26 protein-coding genes and 1 tRNA gene are annotated in these 23,776 nt (G+C 35.2%); 17 read left to right on the forward strand and 10 right to left on the reverse strand.

Annotated elements, in window-relative coordinates; genetic code table 11:
* The first annotated feature begins 164 nt into the window (after positions 1-164).
* The 7 genes from aqpZ to BW964_RS14795 all read left to right on the forward strand — a co-directional run bounded on the left by aqpZ (position 165) and on the right by BW964_RS14795 (position 5,464).
* Positions 165-881: an aquaporin Z gene (gene aqpZ, locus BW964_RS14765; protein WP_076508963.1), complete on the forward strand. Its 717-nt coding sequence runs from the start codon at positions 165-167 to the stop codon at positions 879-881.
* Between the two features lie 834 nt (positions 882-1,715).
* The gene (locus tag BW964_RS14770) at positions 1,716-1,895 is read left to right on the forward strand and encodes a hypothetical protein (protein WP_076508317.1); all 180 of its coding nucleotides are present in this window, start codon (positions 1,716-1,718) and stop codon (positions 1,893-1,895) included.
* Positions 1,896-1,946: 51 nt separating this feature from the next.
* On the forward strand, positions 1,947-2,897 hold the full coding sequence (gene gwsG, locus BW964_RS14775) for a grasp-with-spasm system ATP-grasp peptide maturase (protein WP_076508319.1): 951 nt from the start codon (positions 1,947-1,949) through the stop codon (positions 2,895-2,897).
* The gene (locus BW964_RS14780) at positions 2,887-3,078 is read left to right on the forward strand and encodes a hypothetical protein (protein ID WP_076508320.1); all 192 of its coding nucleotides are present in this window, start codon (positions 2,887-2,889) and stop codon (positions 3,076-3,078) included. Before gwsG ends, BW964_RS14780 begins: the two co-directional genes overlap by 11 nt.
* Positions 3,053-4,063 (forward strand): hypothetical protein, encoded by a 1,011-nt coding sequence (locus BW964_RS14785; RefSeq protein ID WP_076508322.1) that lies wholly within the window; start codon positions 3,053-3,055, stop codon positions 4,061-4,063. The genes BW964_RS14780 and BW964_RS14785 overlap by 26 nt, the downstream gene beginning before the upstream one ends.
* On the forward strand, positions 4,047-4,649 hold the full coding sequence (locus BW964_RS14790) for a hypothetical protein (RefSeq protein ID WP_076508323.1): 603 nt from the start codon (positions 4,047-4,049) through the stop codon (positions 4,647-4,649). The genes BW964_RS14785 and BW964_RS14790 overlap by 17 nt, the downstream gene beginning before the upstream one ends.
* Positions 4,650-4,657: 8 nt before the next feature.
* The gene (locus BW964_RS14795; RefSeq protein ID WP_076508325.1) at positions 4,658-5,464 is read left to right on the forward strand and encodes a GLPGLI family protein; all 807 of its coding nucleotides are present in this window, start codon (positions 4,658-4,660) and stop codon (positions 5,462-5,464) included.
* Positions 5,465-6,102: 638 nt separating this feature from the next.
* On the opposite strand, the gene BW964_RS14800 is transcribed toward BW964_RS14795, so the two are convergent.
* The 5 genes from BW964_RS14800 to queD form a co-directional block, all read right to left on the reverse strand.
* Positions 6,103-6,648: a hypothetical protein gene (locus BW964_RS14800; RefSeq protein WP_076508326.1), complete on the reverse strand. Its 546-nt coding sequence runs from the start codon at positions 6,646-6,648 to the stop codon at positions 6,103-6,105.
* Positions 6,649-6,671: 23 nt separating this feature from the next.
* A complete protein-coding gene (locus BW964_RS14805) occupies positions 6,672-7,142 on the reverse strand; it encodes a phosphate ABC transporter permease (protein ID WP_228437935.1) in 471 nt (156 codons plus the stop codon).
* A 61-nt stretch (positions 7,143-7,203) separates the two neighbouring features.
* Positions 7,204-8,187: a LuxE/PaaK family acyltransferase gene (locus tag BW964_RS14810; protein WP_076508328.1), complete on the reverse strand. Its 984-nt coding sequence runs from the start codon at positions 8,185-8,187 to the stop codon at positions 7,204-7,206.
* A 180-nt stretch (positions 8,188-8,367) separates the two neighbouring features.
* Complete coding sequence (locus tag BW964_RS14815) at positions 8,368-9,159, reverse strand: UDP-2,3-diacylglucosamine diphosphatase (RefSeq protein WP_084175895.1); 792 nt, start codon at positions 9,157-9,159, stop codon at positions 8,368-8,370.
* A gap of 29 nt (positions 9,160-9,188) precedes the next feature.
* Positions 9,189-9,635 carry a 6-carboxytetrahydropterin synthase QueD gene (gene queD, locus BW964_RS14820; protein ID WP_073335212.1) on the reverse strand — a complete coding sequence of 149 codons (447 nt, stop codon included), beginning with the start codon at positions 9,633-9,635 and terminating at the stop codon, positions 9,189-9,191.
* Between the two features lie 655 nt (positions 9,636-10,290).
* Between queD and BW964_RS14825 the strand changes: the two genes are divergently transcribed.
* The 6 genes from BW964_RS14825 to BW964_RS14850 all read left to right on the forward strand — a co-directional run bounded on the left by BW964_RS14825 (position 10,291) and on the right by BW964_RS14850 (position 14,607).
* A complete protein-coding gene (locus BW964_RS14825) occupies positions 10,291-10,935 on the forward strand; it encodes a hypothetical protein (protein ID WP_123911935.1) in 645 nt (214 codons plus the stop codon).
* Between the two features lie 35 nt (positions 10,936-10,970).
* Positions 10,971-12,233 carry a hypothetical protein gene (locus tag BW964_RS14830; protein WP_076508331.1) on the forward strand — a complete coding sequence of 421 codons (1,263 nt, stop codon included), beginning with the start codon at positions 10,971-10,973 and terminating at the stop codon, positions 12,231-12,233.
* A gap of 291 nt (positions 12,234-12,524) precedes the next feature.
* Positions 12,525-12,962: a transposase gene (locus BW964_RS14835; RefSeq protein WP_076508332.1), complete on the forward strand. Its 438-nt coding sequence runs from the start codon at positions 12,525-12,527 to the stop codon at positions 12,960-12,962.
* 7 nt (positions 12,963-12,969) lie between these two features.
* Positions 12,970-13,158, forward strand: a complete 189-nt coding sequence (locus tag BW964_RS14840) for a hypothetical protein (RefSeq protein WP_167369807.1) — start codon at positions 12,970-12,972, stop codon at positions 13,156-13,158.
* A complete protein-coding gene (locus BW964_RS14845; RefSeq protein ID WP_076508335.1) occupies positions 13,139-13,465 on the forward strand; it encodes a transposase in 327 nt (108 codons plus the stop codon). The genes BW964_RS14840 and BW964_RS14845 overlap by 20 nt, the downstream gene beginning before the upstream one ends.
* A 197-nt stretch (positions 13,466-13,662) precedes the next feature.
* Positions 13,663-14,607 (forward strand): helix-turn-helix transcriptional regulator, encoded by a 945-nt coding sequence (locus BW964_RS14850; RefSeq protein ID WP_076508337.1) that lies wholly within the window; start codon positions 13,663-13,665, stop codon positions 14,605-14,607.
* Positions 14,608-14,653: 46 nt separating this feature from the next.
* Here the strand turns inward: BW964_RS14850 and BW964_RS14855 are convergent, their stop codons facing one another.
* The 3 genes from BW964_RS14855 to aceB form a co-directional block, all read right to left on the reverse strand.
* A complete protein-coding gene (locus BW964_RS14855) occupies positions 14,654-15,049 on the reverse strand; it encodes an acyl-CoA thioesterase (RefSeq protein WP_076508339.1) in 396 nt (131 codons plus the stop codon).
* Positions 15,050-15,176: 127 nt separating this feature from the next.
* Positions 15,177-16,457 (reverse strand): isocitrate lyase, encoded by a 1,281-nt coding sequence (aceA, locus tag BW964_RS14860; RefSeq protein WP_076508340.1) that lies wholly within the window; start codon positions 16,455-16,457, stop codon positions 15,177-15,179.
* Between the two features lie 122 nt (positions 16,458-16,579).
* Positions 16,580-18,157: a malate synthase A gene (gene aceB, locus BW964_RS14865; RefSeq protein WP_076508342.1), complete on the reverse strand. Its 1,578-nt coding sequence runs from the start codon at positions 18,155-18,157 to the stop codon at positions 16,580-16,582.
* 125 nt (positions 18,158-18,282) lie between these two features.
* On the opposite strand from aceB, the gene BW964_RS14870 reads away from it, so the two are divergent.
* The 3 genes from BW964_RS14870 (at position 18,283) to BW964_RS14880 (ending at position 21,385) form a co-directional block, all read left to right on the forward strand.
* On the forward strand, positions 18,283-19,767 hold the full coding sequence (locus BW964_RS14870) for a helix-turn-helix domain-containing protein (RefSeq protein WP_084175898.1): 1,485 nt from the start codon (positions 18,283-18,285) through the stop codon (positions 19,765-19,767).
* Positions 19,768-19,899: 132 nt separating this feature from the next.
* On the forward strand, positions 19,900-20,553 hold the full coding sequence (locus tag BW964_RS14875; RefSeq protein ID WP_076508345.1) for a ComF family protein: 654 nt from the start codon (positions 19,900-19,902) through the stop codon (positions 20,551-20,553).
* Between the two features lie 142 nt (positions 20,554-20,695).
* Positions 20,696-21,385: an alpha/beta fold hydrolase gene (locus tag BW964_RS14880; protein ID WP_076508346.1), complete on the forward strand. Its 690-nt coding sequence runs from the start codon at positions 20,696-20,698 to the stop codon at positions 21,383-21,385.
* 1 nt (position 21,386) lies between these two features.
* Here BW964_RS14880 and upp read toward each other — a convergent pair whose 3' ends face one another.
* Together upp and der are read right to left on the reverse strand one after the other, a co-directional pair.
* Positions 21,387-22,040: a uracil phosphoribosyltransferase gene (gene upp / locus BW964_RS14885; protein WP_076508348.1), complete on the reverse strand. Its 654-nt coding sequence runs from the start codon at positions 22,038-22,040 to the stop codon at positions 21,387-21,389.
* 83 nt (positions 22,041-22,123) lie between these two features.
* Positions 22,124-23,434 carry a ribosome biogenesis GTPase Der gene (gene der, locus BW964_RS14890; RefSeq protein ID WP_047450295.1) on the reverse strand — a complete coding sequence of 437 codons (1,311 nt, stop codon included), beginning with the start codon at positions 23,432-23,434 and terminating at the stop codon, positions 22,124-22,126.
* 257 nt (positions 23,435-23,691) lie between these two features.
* Between der and BW964_RS14895 the strand changes: the two genes are divergently transcribed.
* Positions 23,692-23,762: transfer RNA gene (locus BW964_RS14895), tRNA-Gln, on the forward strand.
* Positions 23,763-23,776: the final 14 nt, after the last annotated feature.

Here is a 23,776-nt window from a genome sequence, read left to right on the forward strand (position 1 = left end):
CAACTCCCGTTTACTGTCATTATAAAAAATTTCCCAACAAACATCAAACCAAATTATTAAATCTCTAATTTTTCTTCCCTATAAATTGAAATATTTTAAAGATTTATCTTTCTATTTTAAGATTTAAATTTTACATTTGAGATACTTTTAATAATAAACATATGATAAAAAAACTTTTTGCTGAATTTTTCGGCACATTTTGGCTTGTTTTCGGTGGCTGCGGAAGTGCAGTTTTTGCTGCCGGAGTTCCCGACATCGGTATTGGCCTTTTGGGTGTAGCTTTGGCCTTCGGTCTTACTGTTCTTACGATGGCTTATGCTGTCGGTCATATTTCTGGCGGACACTTCAATCCGGCTGTTTCTTTCGGACTTTTAGCAGGAGGCAGATTCTCTGCAAAAGACCTTATTCCTTATGTTGTGGCGCAGTGTCTTGGAGCTCTTTTGGCTGCGGTATGTCTGTATGCTATCCTTAGTGGTTCCGGGGCTGTAGATTTTTCAAAACCGGGAGCTTTTGCGACCAACTTCTATGGTGAAGCGGTCTATAATGGAAAAGCATTCAGTATGGGTGCGGCATTTCTTGCTGAATTCTTATTAACGGCTTTCTTCCTGATTGTCATCATGGGAGCTACAGACAAATGGGCTAACGGAAAGTTTGCCGGTATTGCCATTGGATTGGCCTTAACCCTGATCCACTTAATTTCTATTCCGATCACGAATACTTCTGTCAACCCGGCAAGATCACTTTCACAGGCTGTCATTACGGGTGGGCTTGCGATGTCTCAGCTTTGGCTGTTCTGGGTAGCACCTATTGCGGGAGGAATTACAGGAGGATTGATCTACAAGTTTTTACTTCAGAGAGGTACTGCTGAAGTTATTGATTAGTAACTTCATTGATTTCAATATAAAATCCTGTTGTTTGACAGGATTTTTTGATTGTAGCAGTTTTAATCCAGCATTGTTAATATCTTCAATTGTTTTTTCTTTACGGATATATGAGTCTTTACATTTACAGAAAGAATTCAGACAGTTATTGGTTCATATCTCACAGTTGCTAATTATCTATTTGTCACGAAAATTATAAGTTTCAATTTTAGGATAAAAATTAATAGAAACGAGATTAATAATAACTTAAACTTAATTAAAATGAAAAAATTCTCCTCTTACTGTCTTTTGTATTGATTTGCCAAAATCAGTTAACTGCGCAAGTGATCAATTCTGTGATAGATAATTATAATATTAGTGTTACCAAAATAATATTTATATACTCGGTGTTCCCGGCTATGCTAATTCCAGCGATACGCTAATCAAGATAAAAATGTCGATCTCTAAAACGGTTTTTATTTTTGCCAAATTATCTAATGAGAGATACTCTTATCACTTTACCCGTTTGAAATTGTCTTTTGTCTTGTTTTTAATATGAACGCAAGTTCATCCTGGATCATTTTTTCTCTTCCTTTGCTTGTTTAAGTTTTGATCCTTTTACCATAATGTAAAGATAAATAATTCAAATTTTTTAGAAAAAAAATTTGAAAAATACGCTATAAACTTAAATAATCACCTACTTTCGATTAATACAAATAAATACAAAGAGATTTATTTTACACTGTAAATCCCTCTTTATAAACAGTTTAACATAATAAAAAAATCACACCATATTGGAGTTATTTAATTTATATTTTATATTTTTAGTTTCTAAACCTTTAAACAAATTCAGTTATGAAAAAATTAACGTCACTAAAAAACGGTAAAGTACTTAATACAGGTAGCCTAAAACTAATTCATGGCGGTAAAAGAAGCCTTCTCCCTGAGGGCGTATGTAGTGGTTCAGGAACAGCTAATGACCCCTATGTTTTAGCATCAGTAGTTATTCCTTCTGGTGCATCTGACGGGTGTTAATTAAAATTTACATCAGGGCTTTTCTTTATAGAATCAGCCCTTTTTTTTATTATGATTTTAATTTTATCTACTACACATGATGACGACACAAATGTTGTTATGGAACATTTAGCGAATATGGGGGAATCCTGTATTCGTATTAATGATGTCGATCTATTTAATGGAACAACGAAAATATATTATAAAATCTCTTCCCCCACTTCATTAACTGTTGAGAATAAATTATTTGGAAGTGTGAATTTGAGCCAAGTTAGAGCTGTATGGTATAGAAAATGGGGGAATTTTAACAAATATAAAGATTTGCTTGATAAGAATATTTCAAATGAAATGTTCCAATATTTACATTCAGAGTATTATGGTATTTTAAAAACAATTCTATATTTTTTGAATGATAAAAAATGGATAAATCATCATTCAAAAGTCAACAGATTAAATAAAATTGAAATGTTGGCTATAGCAAATAATATAGGATTAAAGATTCCGTCTACAGTAATTGCAAATAATTTTGATACAGAGAAGAAAGATTGGATTACTAAAGCTGTTAATGAAGGGGCAGTCATCAGCCATAATCAAAAAAAATTTCCTTTAATGACAGTAGAATATAATAATTCTACTGTTTCCTTTTTCCCAAGTTTATTTCAACAACATATTTACAAAGAATATGAGCTTCGGATTTTTCATTTAAATGGGAAAAATTATCCTATGGCTGTATTCTCTCAAAATGACGAGCAAACTTCTGTAGATTTCAGAAATTATAACCAGAATAAACCGAATCGATTTGTCCCTTACCAATTACCTGAAGATCTTAACCACAAAATCTGCCAACTAATGAAAGCATGTCACATAGATACAGGTTCTATTGATATTATAAAGGGGGTAGATGGAGAATACTATTTTTTAGAAATTAATCCTTCAGGACAATTTAGAATGACATCTTATCATTGTAACTATAGCCTGCATTATGAAATAGCAAAACAGTTAAAAAAAATGAATGATGAATAAGAGCTTACTACAGGAACTTAACCCGCATAAAAAAGAATTGCTTCCGGTTATTTTTGCCCAGGTTACTGAAAATAATAAATTAGTAACACAGTCACTAAGAAAAATTGAAGCTAAAAAGTATCAGTCAGAAATTTTTTGTTTAAAACCTTATAAAGATGGAATTAGCCCACCTAAACCTTGATATTAATAAAAAATGCTTTGTTTTTGCATGTTGTATTCCGGTGAAAGGTATTCAATTAGGGGCTATTTATGATTTGCAAAGGGATGATATTGAAAGGGTTCCCAATTCTCTGATTGATTTTATTTATAATATTCATTCTAAAACTATAGTGAATATTATAGAAGAATGGAAAAATGATGATATTGCGCAGGAATACATAGAATTTCTGATTGAAAAAGAGTTTATTTTTTTCGCATATAAAGATCATTTTCCGAATCTTTCAGATGATTGTTTTAATGATGATGTCTCAAAAATTGAATTTGCTACAATTATTGTATCAGATGATTTAATAGATAAAATGCAATATATTTCGGATAGAATTGATTATTTGGGAGTTAAGCGTTTACATTTTCATTTTTCACTTAATGTGGATATAAAAAAAATCCATAATGTATTGAATTCTCTTGAAAAATCTTGTGTTATAGATTTATCTGTATCATTGCCCTACCAGGAAAATTTTACTGCCTCTGTATTATTAAAAGAACAAAGATTAAAAAGTATCTATTTTTATCAATCGCCTTATTTGAAGGAAGATAACTACGGTAGGATAAATTTATATTATTTAAAGCAAGATGAAAGTAATTTATTTGTTCCAAAATCGAGTATTGATACAATCGCTATCAATCATAGAGCATTCCTTACAGCAAAAAAATTTAATCTTGGCCTATACAAAACTATCCTCGTAGATCATTTGGGGAGAATAAGGTTAAATGCCGTAGATCAAAAAGATTATGGACTATTTTTAGGGTCAAAAGAAGAGATAGAAGAAAGTTTATCAATCCTCTCTGAATTATGGAGGCTAAATAGGGATAAAATTAACCCATGTAAAGATTGTGAATTAAGATATGCCTGTACTGCAAGCTTCATCCCAGAATATATACCGGAAAGAGAAGGATATTTCGTAAATTGTAATTATAATATTCACACCAATGAATGGATTCATTAGACATATAAGTATATTAGCTTTATTCTGCTTAACGAGTTGTCAAAATTATTATTTTTTAAAAGAGCAAAGAGTTGAATCTGATAATCAATCATATAGCAAGTTTAAATTATATTTTGATCAAGGGAAAAACCAAATTGATTTTTATACTTATGCGGATTATGTGTATAACAAAGTGGATAAACAATATATATATTTCACTTCCTCAGAAATGAGAAAATTGTTATATCATAATATTCCACAAAATTATACAGAGCAATTTTTATTTATGTATACTTATCAGCCTACATTTTCAAATATTTTAGGCTTTTATTATAAAGGAGTTTCTATTGAAGAAGTGAAAAAAAGATATTCTGAAATACCACATAAAGAAGATTTAAATCAAGTGTTTTCTCGTTACTCTTTCGGAAAATTTCAGGTTTTTGATTTGTTCAAAAAAGTTGATGGCGGAGTGATAAGGTTTGTAGCAATAAATAATCCTAACTATCCTAAAGATCCCAACTATAAAAACTTTAACAAAGAAATTAATGATATGTTCTTTGAAAATAATAACTTATTATGGGACGGATATGTAGAACCTATTAATTAAAAAACTTTATGAAAAAAAATATTTTAACTTTCCTTTTTATTTTATCATGCCTTACTGATTTTCAGGGTCAGACATATAGGATTTATTATCAGATGACATATAAAATAGATTCTACAAAAAATGAATCAGCAAATAAAAAAATGTTATTAGATGTCAAAGATGAAATTTCGAAATTTTATTCTTACGATTTGTATCATATAGATTCGTTAGCTCTTCATAATATAGATGTTCGGACAAAATCCGCGGATTTTGATTTTATGATAGCAAAAAACAAAAAAGAGAATAAAATAGAAAAATATTATATAATTGGATTGGATAGGTATTCTCTGAAAGAAGACTGTCCTAAATTAGATTGGAAAATTACAGAAGAAACTAAAAATATTGATAATATAAATTGCCAGAAAGCTACTTTACATTATAAGGGAAGAGATTGGACAGCGTGGTTTGCTAAAGAAATTCCTTTCCAAGAAGGACCTTATGTTTTTAATTCTTTGCCTGGTCTTATAATAGACATAAGAGATTCAGGAGATAATTATATTTTTACCATGACTGAACTAAAAAAAGATAATGGAGAAGTAAATATGGAAACCGATTTCATTCCGGTTACTCAAAAACAATTAAACAAACTTTATCTGGATTATTATAATGATCCTTACAAGGAACTCAAGGCAGGAAAAGCTGTAATGAAGGTTGTGGATGAATCAGGAAGAGAAGTAACCCCTAACTTTAAGCAACTTACTGAATTTAAACAAAAGCTTTTAAAAAATAATAATAATAATCCTATAGAACTCTCGGAAGCTACAAAATATCCATAATTCATTAAATTTAACCTAAGTTCGGGTTAATGGAAATTTTAAAATAATTGGCCGTCATTTACTTTTTTCAAGTTTAATGACGGTTTTTTTGAAATGCAATTTAAATCCATAAAACTAGACCATTGAAGACTTGCCACGTTCAACTAAATCTTTGAAAAATTTATGGTCATGGATTCTTTGATTTCTCTGCAAACTTTCAGAATTGTGCTATCCCTAAAGCTTATCCTGGTGTATTTCCTCAAACGTTTTTCTTTCAAAAACAAAGCGGAAACCACAAAAATCCTTTAGTGAAGCTCCAAAAATCTATTGTACGATAGGCTTTTGGGAAATAAATTTCACCAATAGCCACAAACTATCTGCTGATAATAATGCTTAAAAGTTTTATGAGAATCAAAATGAAATCCAATCATGATGATGATTTCAGAGCCTAACGTCAGAGATACTCTATTTTTTCTTTTCTTGTGCCCCCAAGTAATCCGAGCTTCACCTGTTCAATTTGAACATCAAAACTCTTTACAAAAATCATCAATTTATACAAAATATTTATAATATAGTCTCTCAAAAGAACAAGCAAAAAACCATTTAAATATTTAATGGTTTTTTACAAATCTCATTCCTATTCTTACCTTAAAATCATGTTATTTAATCTTTCTGATATCAAAAGGATTTTTAAAAATAAGTTCTTCATGTTTTCCTTTGATCTCCATTTTTCGCTGCAGCAGATTCAGCGCCATTTTTCTGATAAAAACATCTTTATCATTGAGCTTCCAGTAGGGATCTTCGTGCACTCTTTTGGGGCTGCGTATCAGGTAAAACTCCGTTTCCCAGGTGTCTGCATTATGATAAAATTCGATAATCCCACAGTGTCCGGGAATTAAGGTATGCTCTATCATTCCCATCGGAAGAAGAAAACTGAACGTATTGCAGATATAATCCCCGCAGGAAATCTTATCATGTTTCAGAAATTTTTCGCCGGTCTCTTTATTGAGGTATGATTTTTTGAAATCATTTTTAAAGTCACTTTTTGAAAGTTTGATCTCAATTTCATGGCTGAATCCTTCAGAATCAACCAACAGAATATCCGCTTCCCAGTCGGCCTGGAAATAATTCGTGAGTACAATTTCTTTTTCGAAATCGCAGTGGGAATGGATATAAGCGTGAACAAGTTCTTCGATCTTCAGCATGACAATTAATGTTTAAATTGAGATTATTTCTTTTGCAGTTCCACAACGCCATAATGAAGCCATATCCCGAAAATACCTGTTTTGGTCACATAAGACTCATTTTTCCCAAAGGTAACGACAGTATTGGGTTGGGTTTGGCAAATAAAAAAATGTCCGCCATCCATGCAATTCATTTTTCCATCTTTATGCAGTTTTGTCCACCCAAATTCTTTATAAGCATCGCGATCATCTTCGACATCAAATAAAAACCGCTTAATAGTGATTTTATCCTGCCCTCCATCTCTTTTTGAAGTCATCGACCATCTTGCCAGATCTGATTTTTCTTTAGCAGGAATTTCCTTAGGATCAGCATCCTTAATTCTGGTAACCACTAAGGTGTCTGTAGTCGTGGTAATCCCCTTCTTGATCTCATTCACCCTATAGGTTCCAGACCAGATATCATTTTCCTTCTTCTGGGCAGATAAAAGACAAGAAATCCCAGTCAGCATAACCATTAAAAAGAATTTTTTCATGAAATCCATAGCAAGAGATGATTATTATTTTAAAAACTGAATTTTATGAAACCAGCAAACTGCATCCGCGGATATCGGAATGGTCTATTCTTCCCAGCACCTGAAATGTATCGCCTGGAAGTCTTTTACCCAAATCCTGTGTTGCAATAAAGCAGCATGAATGGATATTAGCCAGATCTATTATATTAACAGCTCCGGTTCTTCCTTCCTGCTCGTAGGAAAAAGGATCTTCTGCATTCCGTACTAATATTCTCATCCAGTTGGGGCACTTGTATTCATTGTTGCCCAGCGAATAGGCCTGAGAGAGCAGCTCCGTCATTGAGTATTCGGAATAGATCTTCTCTGTTTTAAAACCGTTCTGCAGAATTTTCAAGAGTTCATCCTTGGTCATTTCCTCTTTTCTGCCTTTCATTCCTCCGGTTTCAATAACTGTCAGATTTTGAGATTCACCAACCGATAAGTTAAGGGATTCCATAGAGTCCAGGAAATCCAGCAGCGCAAAAGACACTCCGAAAAGGATGACTTTTTTATCTTTCAGATTGTTTAAAAGCTCAAACAGATCTGAATGATTATAAAGAAAATAGCCGTTCTCAGGTTTTGCAGATTTTTTCATCAGATAATCTACCATATAGATCAGAGATGAATTTTGCTTTTCAAGATAACTTGGAAGTAAACCCAGAAAAATAAAATCTTCAGGTTTTCCTATAAACTGTTCAAAACTCTTAACAATGCTTTCTTCATAAAGACCGGGATCGGCAATAAAATGTTTTGAAAGATTCATCTGCGTAGTTCCGGAACTCTGAAAAAACAAATCAGTCTTCGCTTTTTTGTCCAGGATCTGGTGGTTTTTAAACATTTCGATCGGCAGGAAAGGAATCTTGGTCACCGTATTGACTTCATCGGGGTTTATTTTCAGATAATCTACAAATTTTCTGTAGATCTCAACATGTTCATATTGATAATGAAAAGCGGCCAACGATGCATCCAGGAAATCCTGTTCTGTCTGTATGCTGAATATATTTTCCAATTTTATAAGACTATTTTAAAACTTCTTATCAACTCAAAATGAATGAATTATATAAAAAATTGTATTTTTTTACTATTTTTTCATTGCAGAATTATACTTTGGTAAACTTCTTGCAATTATTAATTTGGAATATGGATTAAAAACAAGAGTGAGCTTCGGTTCATTCGAAAATTACCTCTCTCAGGGGTAATTTTTTTTTGTGCCGTCTTTAAACGTCTTCAGTTCAAAATCATGCTCGAAAACGCCATAGGTAAAATAGGAAATCCAGTCTCCCAGATTAATGTATTTTGCTTTCTGTTCCAGATCCAAAATCATAGGAAGGTGACGGTGACCGTAAATAAAATAATCGATTTTCTGGGTCTTCAGTTTTTCTTTCGAATAGATAATCAGAAATTCTTTTTCTTCTCCTAAAAAGGCTTTATCCTCTTCTCCGGAGATCATTTTATTTTTCTGTGAAAGATACAAAGCCACTTTCATGGCAATATCGGGATGCAGCCATTTGAAAAACCACTGGGCTACGGGATTGGTAAAAAGCTTTTTCATTCTTTTATATCCTTTGTCACCAGGCCCCAGACCGTCTCCGTGAGCCAGGAGAAACTCTTTTCCACCCATCTCAAAATACTGCTTCTTATAAAAAACAGTACATCCGATCTCTTCTTCAAGATAATCTTTCATCCACAGATCATGGTTGCCTACAAAGAAGTAGATTTGAATCCCTCTGTCTTTCAGTTCGGCAATTTTTCCGAGAACGCGCACATATCCTTTGGGAATAACATGTTTCCACTCGTGCCAGAAGTCAAAAAGGTCGCCCATTAAAAACAAAACCTGAGCATCTTCCTTGATCTCATCCATCCAGCGGATAAATTTCTCTTCACGCCTCTTGCTTTCCTTAGGATTAGGAGCGCCAAAATGCTGGTCCGAAGCGAAATAGACTTTTTTTCCAGGTTCTAAATTAATGATCGTTTTTAACACCGGTCTGAGTTTTTATGGATAAATTACTGTTACTTATTATCTTCTGCGAACCATTCTCCATAAGAGTTTTCTGTTTCGTGAAGTTTAAGATAGGCCAGAGAAACCTCAGCCGGAAGTTTTGACTTTATTTTGGCAGCAATGGCGTACAGCATATTTTCGCAGGTCGGCTGAAAACTGCAATAGATCACCTTATGTCCTTTATTTTCAAGATCTTCTCCCAGTTCTTTATGGGGAGACAATGCATTAACAAGGACTGCATGATCCCAAAGGTCTACGATCTCAGATTTTACGATACTTTTAATATCTCCGAAATCCACTACCATTCCATTTTTGGAATTCTCCAAATCATTAATCACTCTTCCTTTAACCGTTACAAACAGCTTATAGGAATGTCCGTGCATATTTTTACATTTCCCATCATAATTGTACAGCACGTGGGCTGTTTCGAATGTGAAAATTTTTGTAATACGTATCATATTAAAGGTACTATTTTTAAATAACTGGTTTTCATTATATTACAATTAAGTCAAATTTAATTGTGTCAAAATATGTCTCAACGATCAATGAAACCATAAAATAATGCTCAAATTTAAAATAAAAAAGAGCAGGAAAAAAACCTACTCTTAATTTTGTTTTATAACTAGTCAATAATAAATGATTATAAAATTTGATTTCATTAATTTTTAAACATTGTTACCCGATGTGATTTTTACCGTTATCCGTGAGAATAATTAGTAGTTTTCTTAATTTTCTTCATCTGCAATACTGAAGATTCCCGTCTCTCTTGGAAAAGATAGGTAAAGACAGTTGTAAAGGTCTCGTTCTAAGTCCCGTGTTATCTTTTCGGTGAAGGACGATCTTTCTAAAGTCTGATTTTCCACATCCATAAATTTTAGTCGTTATAATCTTACAAAAGGATCCACTTTCACCTCATTATTGCTCAGGTCAGCGTTTTGAGAACATCACCACAACTGCATTAAATCACTGATAATAATAAACTTAAATTCGTGTTGTTTTTTTGATAGTATCTATGTAGTATGTCTAAGTAGACAGATACAGTATCTGCAGCGTATCTCATTCCTTTAACATACGTAAAAATAAGGCTAATCTTGCACCTTAATTCTCTAGTAGGTGAAAATCAAATTAAAGAAAACCATTTACCGTACGAAAAAAGCATCCTGCATGCTTCTTTTTCTATGCATTTTTTACAATATCGATGCACAATTACACACAGGAATAGATGACAATCTACTTAAAAAGAACAGTATTATTTTTCGAACGGAGAAATATAATAGTTGGGTTTCATGCCATGCTAAAGACATCACCACAGTACAGAGTCCGGAACAGTTATCCAATATCAAAGCCGTTGTGCGTTCTTCTCAAATTCAACAAAGGTCATTACCGGAAGCCTTTGCTATAACTGCAAGAAAATTTAAAAATAGAAAAACAGAAAAGACGTTTTTAAAATTGGTTTCCCAACGGGAAGTCTATATCTCTGACAATAAAAGCTCTGTTATAGTTTCCAGTAAAAAATCAGTAAATATTGCCGTTATCATAACCACTCCTTTTAAGGGAAAACAATCAGTATTGCAGCATGCATACAACAGGTTTGCTGTATACGAAAATGAAAAATTTCCAAAACAACCTTTCAAAACAGTATTATCCGAATGGACTTTATTATCAGGAATACAGATCCGTCCTCCTCCTCTTTTAAATACACGATATGAAAAAAAGTATGAGTTCAAATCTATCAATTCAGGAAGGGAGTTATTATAAAGCTCTTTTCCATTCTTCTAAAATGAGAAAACAAAATGAGAAATAAATTTTATATCATCTTTACAGTAACGATCGGTTCGTTAGCTTTCGGCCAGGTGGGTATCAACACACAAAATCCACAAGGGATCTTCAATATAGATGGCGGCAAAAACAATGTTGCCACAGGAACTCCCACTGAAATACAGTTAGCAGATGATTTTATTGTCACTGCATCCGGATCAACAGGTATCGGTGCAGATCCAGATGCCTCTGCTATTCTGGAACTTAATGTAAGTCAGCTTGCCGCAACAAATAAAAAAGGATTTTTAGGTCCAAGAGTAGCTTTAACAGCGTATGACGATGCGGTTACAATTCCAAGTCCGGCAACCGGTTTACTAGTATTTAATTTAGGAACATCTGCCCTTACCTATCAAGGATATGTATATTGGGACAGTTCCCAATGGAGATCTTTTAATGGGCGTTCATTACAGCCTGGCACCATAAGTAGTTTGAGATGTACAGACGGAACTCTGGAGCCACTTACCTATACTAGCGGCGTTCCTTTTGCAGGCACCCTATCTGTTGCCTATACTGGAGGAAATGGAGGAATTTACCCCGCACAATCTATGGGACCTGTCAACGGACTTACCGCAACACTTTCACAGAGTAATTTTGCGCAGGGATCCGGGACTTTAAACTATCGCATTTCCGGGACACCAACGGTATCCAGTCCAAATACAACAACATTTCCTCTTTCCATCGGAGGACAAAGCTGTAGTGCATCAGTTGGCCCTGGAAAAGTATTGGCTGCCGGTGAATACCAGTTCTTTACTTATAGATTACCCGCGACGTACGTAGGATTATTGAGTACACAGATTGGCAGCTCTTTTAATGCTGTTATAGGAGGAAAGGTAAGATTGGATCTTAATTTTACTGTAAGCTCCAATCAAGGGTCCGGAGTGGTTAGCTACAATCCTCGTTTAATTAATGTCTCTTCGGGTAATATCAAGCTATGGTATGCATCATCATCGAGCATAGACCATTTCCGGCGTTCGAACGTTTTATTAGCCCCAGGAGGTTATATGGAAACCGACAACGGAATTTATCTTAACTGGGGAGATAATATGAATGGTAGTTCAACTGCTGTAACAGCCACTAGCTTTAGTGATGATTCACAGGAGATAGAAACAGTAGATTTAATTGTTGACTTAATTTGGTATAGAATAACAGTTTTTGTTTCTGTAGATAACCTGAATGATAATGATCCTACTAATAACATCCGGCGTGTCTTTATGACCGCACAAAGAATGTCATCCTAACAATGATTTCAAATTTTATTAAAAATTTTGTTACTATTTAATATACAGTCATGAAAGCAAGGGGACAACCAGCTTTGTGCTTCCATCCAAATAACAAACCGGAACAAGCGGATCGCACAGGAAGACATAAAAACCGTTTATCTTTTCACGGTAATGGCAGGGGCTGACAATGGACCAATGAGGACTAAATCCATTGATATTAAAGCGTATATAAAAACAGAACATAATAAATTCCTATCCGGCAGATCACCTGTCTGCCGGTTTCTATAGGACTTCAAAAAATACAAACAAATGAATTTTAAAGAGATTCCAATAGGATCATTGATTGAACAAGAAGTTGCAGCACGCAAAATAGAACTTTCCCGTATCTGCAATTTTATGCAATGTACGGAACAGGCAATAAAGGAAATCTACAAAGCAACCAGTGTAGAAACGGAAAATCTGTTGAAATGGAGCAAGCTATTAGAATATGATTTTTTCAGGCTGTATTCACAGCATTTGATCTTGTATGCTCCAGTAACGAAAAGTGCAGAAAACAAAACACACAAAAAAACAATCCTGCCTCAGTTCCGTAAAAACATCTATACAAAAGAAGTTATTGGCTTTATTCTGAAGCAAATACAGTCGGGAGAAATGTCAAAATTTGAAGTTGTTGAACGTTATAAAATCCCAAAAACAACTCTTTATAAATGGATAAGCAAATATAAAGATGAAAAAAAACAGCTATGATTATCTCATGGGAAAATCCAAAAAAGAGATAACAGAGCTTCTTGAACAGGACTTTAACTACTATCCTGCCGATTTCTGGTTTTACATTTTGTCTAAGAGTTGGCCAGGGAGAATAAAGGTATTATTGCTGTATTTCAAAGAAGAAAAGGTATGTGAAATTAAAATAAAAACTACTTATGGAAAAATTAATCCCTGATTATAAAAGAATCTATAACGACATCATTATAAAAGAGTTTCCAAATAAAAGAGATTCCTGCATGCAATTATTACAAAAGGAAAGCTTATCGGTTATGGACATTTTAGAACTGAACGAAAAAATTTTCGGCCTCCCGAACAAAGAAACTTTTGCAACCAACCAGAGGCACCGTTCATATACAAAAACAGACATTTTTAAAATACTTGACTACCAGAAAAAAAATCAACTCAACAACAGCCAGCTTGCCATCCATTTTAAATTAAGCCGCAACACAGTATCCAAATGGAAAAGATATTTTGTGGTATAAAAGGGTATGCGGTTTTTTTAAGAGAAAGCATTTCAGGGATGTTATTTCAAGTTTTGCTAAAGAAAAATTTAATTTTATTCAACTGATAAACAAGCACATATAAACAATACTATTTTCTTTAATATTACAGAAAATTAATTTTAAAACTTAAATTTATCAATCAATAAGCATTATATTTTTACATTTATTTATTAAAAATGCTACATCAAATACTGAATTATATACTGAATCTGCATATTGATACCGATGCAGACCACCTTAAGCGTCTTGATGGCCAAAGACTCAATTTATTCTCATTTTCTATAGGGGTTATTTTGATTTTCAACAGTTTCAGGGACTTGTGGTTTGGGTTCGAAAATTATTTTGGAGTGTTGTTTATATTAGGAGTTACTTCTCTTATCCTTTTCTTTTTTACGAAGGTTCGACAAAATTCTTTAGCATGCCTTATTACCATCGAGCTTTGCATTCTGGTGGTTTTCTTTTTCTCATCCACATCAGGTTTTGAAAATGGGATGTCATTGTACTACTTTCCGCTATTAACCAGTCCGCTGTTTATTTTTAATACAAGAAAAACCGTGAAGCATGTCATCATTATTTTTGCTACGGTATTTATTTTATTTCTCATAAGTCATTATTATGATTTCAGAATATTCAGCATTGGTAAGATGGGAAATTTAGAATTTTTAAAAAATCAGAGACTTATTACTTTTATAATGGTGTTTGTGGCACTGGCGATTATCGGGTATTTTATTATGTTAAAACACTTTACGGTTTTGGAATTATACCAGAAGCTTCTTAGAAGTGAAAAAATAATCTCCGATATGCGTACAAAACTCAACAGAAAAGATGATCTGGATTTGGAGAATCTGGTCAAACTAGCGATAAATGATGATATCGCTTTCATACCCAAAATAAAATCTTCATTTCCCAATTTATATGCTAATCTCATGGAAATAAATCCGAATATCACGTCCGAGGAGTTTAAATTATGTGCTCTTCTCAAGCTGGGTTTCACTACAAAAGATATCGCTGAATATAATCACATTTCAGTACGAACCGTTCAGACAAAGAAAAGCAGAATGAGGAAATCATTCGGAATATCTGCTGATACAGATCTGTACAAATGGATCGATACTTTATAGTTGGGAGCAGATCCGTTTTGATGATGATTCAGATGGCTTTGAAAACTTATGATTCTTCAAAAATATTATCCAGCCAGTCACTTTCCAGCCTTTTGATCTTCTGAGTTTTCAGATCTACCAAAACCCAAAGCGTATCTGAATCTACCACAAGTTTATCCTTGCAGTAGAATTCAACTTTTCTGGGTTGTTTTATGCCTTCAGGAGGTTTCGGATAGGTTTTAACGGTGATCACATCATTTAAGAACACTTGTTTTTTGTACTGAATATGGTGATCGACGAGGATCCATGCGAATTCTGCAAATTCCGTTTTGTGTTTCAAAGAATCCCAATGTTCACCGGCAATTTCTTCTACCCAATGTACATACTGCACATTATTGACATGATGATTCTTGTCGATATGCTCTTCCGTTATGTGTATTTCTTTTTGATATGTTAAATCCATTATGCTTTCTTCTGCATTACGAATCAAATATATAAACTTTAAATTTTTAATTCTAATTTCGATCAAAAAACCTTCTCAAAACTGAGAAGGTTCATCTTTGAAAATTTTATTTAAATAAGGAAAATGATCAATGAAACTGCGCCGTTTCCGTAGAATCTTTCATAGCAACGGTTGCAGAAGAACCGTTAGTCACCACATTCTGTACTTCATCAAAATACCCTGTTCCTACAAACGACTGGTGTTTTACAGCTCTGAATCCTTTCTGCTGCAAAGCAAACTCGCGTTCCTGCAGTTCGGAATATCCTGCCATCCCCCTCTCTTTATACGCTAAAGCGAGTTCAAACATTGCAGTATTCAATGCATGGAAACCTGCCAGTGTAATAAACTGGAATTTATACCCCATTTTTGCAAGCTCTTCACGGAAATTCCCCATTTCTTCCACACTTAATCTCGCTGCCCAGTTGAATGAAGGTGAACAGTTATAAGCGAGCATTTTCCCCGGAAACTGAGCATGAATTCCTTCTGCAAACTTTCTTGCCTGTTCCAGATCGGGATTAGAAGTCTCCATCCAGATCAGGTCTGCATAAGGCGCATAAGATAAACCACGGTTTATTCCTTGCTCTACTCCATTGTTCACCACGTAAAATCCTTCGGAAGTTCTTTCTCCGGTCACAAATTTCCGATCTCTTTCATCAATATCTGAGGTCAGAAGATCTGCCGCATCCGCATCTGTTCTTGCAATAATAATACTTGGAACGCCCAATACATCTGAAGCCAGACGCGCAGCTACCAGCTTGTTAATAGCTTCCTGAGTCGGAACCAAAACTTTCCCGCCCAGGTGTCCGCATTTTTTTGCAGAAGAAAGCTGATCTTCAAAATGAACCCCTGCTGCTCCTGCTTCTATCATCTGTTTCATCAGTTCGAAAGCATTCAGATTACCTCCAAATCCTGCCTCAGCATCTGCAATAATGGGAACCAGATACTCCTTATCCCCGTTTCCACTCACCGACTGGATCTGATCTGCCCTCAATAAAGCATTATTTATTTTTTTCACCACAGAAGGCACTGAATTAGCCGGGTACAATGACTGATCAGGATACATTTCTCCTGATAAATTGGCATCAGCCGCTACCTGCCACCCTGAAAGATAGATCGCTTCCAGTCCAGCATCCACTTCCTGAACCGCCTGGTTTCCGGTTAATGCACCAAGTCCTGCCACATAATCCTGGTTATTTAATTTATCCCAGAATTTGTTTGCCATTTCTGTCGCAATCGTATAATCGATTTTATAAGAACCGCGAAGTTTTAGTACTTCTTCAGCAGTATAGGTTCTTTTCACTCCTGTCCAGCGGGGATTGTTCAGCCAATCCTGTTCTATAGCCTGGATTTGTTCTTGTCTTGTTTTCATACTATTTTGGATTTGTTGTTTGTTATGGATTATGGGATAGGTTTCAGGGATTAGGGTGAGTTTTAGCACTATTTGAGATATCATTGGTACGCTATGAGTTAAATTCGATGGGTTTTACACGATTACTCAATGAAAGGATATGCTTTCAAAGTCAGGAATTCTTCAAATTTTTCCGAGAATACCAATTCATTGAAAAGCTCTTTCGCAAGATTGAATTTTCCATTTTTAAAACGCTGTTCACCTACATACTTTTCGATGTGGTCCATCTCTTCTGCTTCCCATTGGAGAATCATTACTCGGGTCAATATTTGCCCGTTATCCAGCTTTGCTTCATTTTGTAGCCATTGCCACAACTGTGTTCTGGAAATTTCTGCGGTAGCGGCATCTTCCATCAGATTGTAAATAGCTGCGGCCCCTACTCCCATCAGCCAGCTTTCCAGATACAAAATACCTACGTTGATATTTTTTCTGATTCCTTTTTCAGTAATTTCACCTTTTGGAACTTCCAACAGATCTGTTTCTTTGATGTGGTATTCCAATTTTTTATCAATTTGATTTTGCGTTGGCATATGGTCATCGAAAATATCTTTTGCAACGGAGACTAATGCAGGATGAGCCACCCAGGTTCCGTCGTGACCATTTTTCACTTCACGCTCCTTGTCTTTTCTTACTTTTTCAAAAGCCGAATTGTTCGCTTCATCATCATTTTTCACAGGAATCTGTGCTGCCATTCCTCCGATAGCATGAACGTTTCTTTTATGACATATCTCGATCACTCTTTTTGAATACGCACTCATAAACGGTGAAGCCATGGTCACCTGATCTCTGTCGGGCACTAAATATTCCGGAAGGTTTCTGAATTTTTTGATGAATGAGAAAATATAATCCCATCTTCCGCAATTCAGTCCGGCGCTGTGCTCTTTTAGTTCAAATAAAATTTCATCGATCTGAAATGAAGCGGTAATGGTTTCGATGAGCACCGTTGCTTTGATAGTTCCTGTCGGAATTCCAAGATAATTTTGGGCAAAAACAAAAACCTCATTCCACCAGCGTGCTTCTTTATAATGTTCTAATTTCGGAAGGTAAAAATAGGGGCCACTTCCATTTTGTATTAACTGCTGAGCATTGTTAAAAAAATAAATTCCAAAATCGATGAGCGAACCTGATGTTTCTTCACCATTGATCTCCACATGTTTTTCCGGGAGATGTAAACCTCTTGGACGCACCTGAAGAACGGCTGTTTTTTCATTAAGCTGGTAAGATTTTCCATTTTCAGTCGTGAAATCTATAGTTCTTCTTACCGCATCGGCCAGATTTATTTGTCCCTGAATACAGTTTTCCCAGGTTGGCGAGTTGCTGTCTTCAAAATCAGCCATAAAAGCAGATGCGCCGGAGTTTAATGCATTAATGATCATTTTCCGGTCTACAGGTCCTGTAATTTCTACCCTTCTATCTAAAAGGTCAGAGGGAAGTGGCGCACAGGTCCAGCTTCCGTTTCTTACCTCTTCGGTTTCCAGCAAAAACTCAGGAAGATTTCCCAAATCAAAAAGCTGCTGTGTTTTTTTCCTTTCTTCTAAAAGTGCCAGTCTTTTTGCATTGAAATTCTGATGAAGTTCTGCCAGAAAATCGGTCATCTCCGGAGTAAAAACATCGTCAAACTGTTTCTTATCTTTTATTTTTAATTGAGTCCTGGTTTCCATAACCTATTGATTTTGTGATTTGATGTTACAAACATAAATAAAAATTTTCACAAACAGCGAACGTTCGCTAATTATTTTTAAAATTTATTATGCGAATAATCGCATTCAATTATTTATATTTGAATATGAATTCAGAAAGTGATTTTATCAAAACCGTTTTCGGACTAAAGCTGAAACAGCTGAGACAAAAGAAAAACTGGTCTCTGCAGGATCTTGCGGTAAAGACCGGACTATCCAAATCTTACCTCAATGAAATTGAAAACGGAAAAAAATATCCGAAGCATGACAAGATCATCCAGCTTTCGGAATCACTGGGCTGTACTTTTGACGAGCTGGTTTCTACTAAACTCGACAAAAGCTTAGCTCCATTTAACGAGATTCTTCAATCGGATTTCTTCAAGGAAGTGCCGCTGGATCTTTTTGGAATCAGTAAAAACAATCTGATCAGCATCATCAGTGATGCTCCCAAAAAGGTCACTGCTTTTATTAATGCGCTGATTGAGATCTCGCAGAATTATAATTTGGGAAAAGAACGTTTTTATTTTGCGGTACTCCGATCTTTTCAGGAGCTGTATGATAATTATTTCCCTGAAATTGAGGATAAAACAGTAGAATTCATCAAAGAAAACGGATTGGACATCAACAAAGATCTGAGAGCTTCTGTTTTGGAAAGTATTCTCACGGAAAAGTTTCATTACAGCATCTGGTCTGAGGATTTTGAACAATTCGGAATTCTGGATAATTTGCGTTCGCTGTTCGTTCCTGAACAAAAACTTTTACTTTTAAACCAGAAGCTTGAAAAAGATCAGAGAACCTTTATTCTGGCCAAAGAAATAGGATTTAATGTTTTGGAATTAAAAATTCGTCCCAACACCTATTCGTGGCTGGATTTCGGAAGTTTTGAAGAAATTCTGAATAATTTTTATGCTTCTTATTTTGCCGGTGCTTTGTTGATTTCCAAGGAACAGACGCTTGAAAAAACCTCAGAATTTTTGCTTCAGCACACCTGGGAACCGAAAAGTTTTGAAGAGCTGATTGAAAGCTTTACAGATTCTCCGGAAACTTTTTATTACCGGCTGACCAATCTTCTATCTTCTGAATTGGGGATAAAAGATTTATTTTACCTGTGTCTGGTCAAGAAAAAAAATTCGGATAAGATTCAGATTTTAAAGGAACTTCACCTGAATCACCAGCAGGCGCCGCACGCCAATGCGATGAACGAACATTATTGCCGGAGATGGATTGCCGTAAAAAACCTGCATCATCTAAAGGAAAATGAAACCCTTACCGATGCCCAGATCTCACATTACAAAGATCAGGGCGTGAGCTATCTGGTGATTTCCACTTCACAGAAGAATCCGTTTTCAGATGGAAGCAACAGAAGCTATTGCCTGGGAATTTTACTTAATTCTCAAACCATTAAAAAAATAGGTTTTATAAAATCCCCGACTTTAAAGACAATCAATGTAGGAGTTACCTGCGAGTCGTGCAGCATTCCGGATTGTGAAGTAAGGCAGTCACCGCCGATCCGGCTGGAAAAGGAACATTTTAACCTTGGTATGAAAAATGCGATTGAGAAGATCAGGAAACAGGTGATAAGTGATAGATAATAGATGATAGATGATAGATGATAGATGATAGATGATAGATGATAGATGATAGATGATAGATGATAGATGATAGATGCAAAATTAAAGTTTCCACATACGGTATCTAACTTCTAATTAAAAAAAACACACACAATGATATTAGATTTATTTTTTCCCAACCGCTGCATTGAATGCAACCGGATCATAGATGCAGATCTTTTGGTTTGCAGTTTATGTTTTGAACAGATTCATTTTACCCATTTTGATTATTTTGGTGATAACATCATTAAAGAAAAATGTACACTATTGTTTCCCATTGAAAATACCTATGCTTTAATGAAGTTTGAGCAGGATAGTTTAAGCCAAAAGCTTATTCATGAACTGAAATATAAGCGCAGGGAAAATGCCGGTAAAACTCTTGCCGAATGGACCACAGAACGTTTGAATTTCAATGATGACAAACCTGATATTCTGGTATCTGTTCCGCTTCATCCTAAAAAATTAAAGGAGCGAGGGTATAATCAGCTGCACGTATTTACAGAAACATTGTCAACGTTTTATCACATCCCGTTTGACCACGAATTGATCCAAAGAAATCACTACTCAAAAGCTCAGGCATTAAAGGATAAAAAACATCGTCAGGAAGCGACGAATCCATTTTCTCTTTCAAAATTAATTTCGGGAAAGCATATTCTTTTGATTGATGATGTTTTCACAACGGGAAACACAGTATCGTCAATCGCCTGGGAAATTTTAAATGCTGGTGATAATAAGGTCAGCATTCTGGTGATGGCAGTCGATGTATAGTTTGAAAGTTCCCGGAGCGTGGGTTTCGAGGTAAGGAGTTTGCAAATCCTGGAGTGGCTTACTCACATATTGAAACTCAAAACCTTCCTTCGGACCCCTTAAACTCAATTCTTTTTCTTAATTTTCCAGTCAACTATTGATTATGAAAAATCTTCTTTTACTTCATGGTGCATTGGGACACCGCGATATTTTTAAGCCTTATGAAAAGGTTCTGTCAAAATATTTTAATATCCATCCGTTTTTATTTTCGGGACATGGAAATACAGAGCTCCCGGAAAGTGGTATCAGCATTGAAAAATATACTGATGAAGTAAAGGATTATCTGGAAAAAGAAAATTTAGAAGAGGTCTGTATTTTCGGACACAGCATGGGAGGTTATGCAGCACTTTGCTGTGCGCTGAGATATCCTGAAAGAATTAACTCTATTATGACCCTGGGCACAAAATTCGACTGGACGGAGGAACAGGCTTTAAAGGAAAGTAAAATGCTTGACGCGGAAGCGATTGTTTTGAAGGTGCCAAAATATGATGAACAACTGGAAAATCAACACGGGCCTCAATGGAAACAGTTACTGCCTGCGATTGCAAAAATGATGGTTTCACTGGGCAGAAATCCACCTCTGAATGAAAACAGCCTTTGGGCTATTGCGATTCCGGTACAAATCATGACCGGAGATAAAGATCAGATGGTCAGTATAGAGGAAAGTATTGCTGCTTACCGTAGTATTCCGAATGCAAAATTGGCCATACTTCCCGATACAAAGCATCCTATGGAAAAAGTACGGCCCAATTTATTATTTGATCTGATGAAAGATTTCTGGAGTCTTTCTTAATTTATCGTTGTAGTTTTTCACCGTAGCTTAAATCTCCGGCATCACCAAGTCCTGGTGTGATGTATCCTTTTGATGTCAATCCTTCATCGATAGCCCCTACCCAGATTTTTGCATCAGGATAAGCTTTTTCAATGGTTTCCACTCCTTGTCTGGAAGCGATTGCCACAACAATGTGCAGCTGGGTTGGAGTTCCATTGGTTAAAAGGTCTTTGATGGCTTCAATTAAAGAGGCACCTGTTGCCAGCATCGGATCAGCCACAATCAGTGGTCTTCCTTCAATATTCGGGCAGGTAAGATAATCTTGTTTGATCGAGAAGTAATCATTGGCATCGTGCTTTCTGTAGGCTGCAACAAAACCACAGTCTGCTCTGTCCAGATAACTCAGGATCCCTTCAAACAAAGGCACTCCGGCTCTTAAAATGGTGGTAATCACAGGCTGAACCGCAATCTCCTGAACTTTAATCTTATCTAAAGGGGTTTGAATCTCTACTTCTTTGTATTCCAATCCTTTGCTGATCTCAAAAGCTGCAATTTCGCCGATACGTTCCATATTTCTACGGAACCTCATTCTGTCATGCTGGATGTCTATATTCCTAAGCTCATTGATCCAGGAGTTTACTAAAGAAAATTGTTTTGACAATACAATTGTATTCATTATTCTGAAAAAACTTTTTATTTAAACAATTAAATTTTATATGAATAAAATCCCTCTTAGAAAAATCTAAAAGGGATCATTTTTTATTTCTGTCTGAAATACACTTCAATAGGAACTCCGGTAAACCCGAATTGCTTTCTCAATTGGTTTTCAGTAAATCTTTTGTAAGGTTCTTTTACATATTGAGGAAGGTTGCAGAAAAATACAAACTGTGGTGACGGCGTTGGAAGCTGTACACAATATTTAATTTTAATATACTTTCCTTTGTTAGCTGGTGGCGGAGTCTGCTCAAAAATAGGAAGCATCACTTCGTTTAATTTTGAAGTTTTGATCTTTTTCTTACGGTCTTCGTATACAACCATTGCCATTTCCACCGCTTTCAAGATTCTCTGCTTCGTCAATGCTGAAACAAAAAGAATTGGAATATCACTGAACTGCCCGATCTTCTCTTTAATTGAATTTTCAAAATCCCTAACCGTATTGGTTTTCTTATCTTCAATAAGATCCCACTTATTCACAACGATCACAATTCCTTTTCTGTTCTTTTGTGCTAAACCGAAAATATTCATATCCTGAGATTCCCAGCCAAGCGTTGCATCCACCATAATGATCACAACATCTGAAAATTCAATAGAACGAATAGATCTCATGACCGAATAAAATTCCAAATCCTCATTTACTTTAGATTTTCTTCTCATTCCGGCAGTATCAACTAAAACAAATTCGTGTCCGAATTTATTATAAAGAGTCTGAATACTGTCTCTTGTAGTACCTGCAACATCAGTTACAATGTTTCTTTCTACATCAAGCAAAGCATTCGTTAAAGTGGATTTACCAACATTGGGACGACCTGCGATCGTAATTTTCGGCAATCCCTCGAAAGGATCTTTATAATCTGTAGTAGGGAAATCTTTAACAATATCATCCAAGACTTCTCCTGTTCCGGAACCTGTAGCTGAAGACAAAGTGTAATATTTTTCAATTCCTAACTGATAGAATTCAGTAGCATTTATTTCCTCTTTGGCAGAATCTACTTTATTGATAACGATGTAAACGGGTTTATTTGCTCTTCTAAGAAGTTCGTGAATTTCGTAATCGGTATCAGTAAGGCCTTCTTCTACATTCATCATAAAAATGATAGACGTAGCTTCATCTATTGCCAGCTGAACCTGCTTACGGATCTCTTCTTCAAAAATATCATCCGTTCCTACATCATATCCGCCGGTATCTATAACTGTAAAATCTACTCCGTTCCAGTCCGACTTCCCGTAATGACGGTCCCTGGTAACACCAGCCGTAGAATCTACGATGGCTTCCCTTCTTTCTAGTAAACGGTTAAAAAGTGTTGATTTTCCTACGTTGGGACGCCCAACGATTGCGACAATATTTGACATAAAAATGTTTAATAAATGAAATTATTAATGGGTATCTCCAACTTTTGGAGCCCAATTTTTTGCAAAGATAAGATTTTATTATTTAGTGATTAAAAAATACCATTTCGAGAACTCCTTTTCATGAATTTACTCGGTCATGTATTTAATTAAAAATCACGCCATTATAGATAAACACTACTTTTTTTTGTCATCGATCTGCAAAAAATATTTTTTCAATCAAATATTTTTTATAATTTTGCATCACCAAAAAATAACATAGACCCATGGTGTAACGGTAGCACTCTGGTTTTTGGTACCATCAGTTGGGGTTCGAATCCCTGTGGGTCTACAACAAAACAAAAG

The organism is Chryseobacterium shigense (assembly GCF_900156575.1).
GTDB lineage: Bacteria > Bacteroidota > Bacteroidia > Flavobacteriales > Weeksellaceae > Chryseobacterium > Chryseobacterium shigense.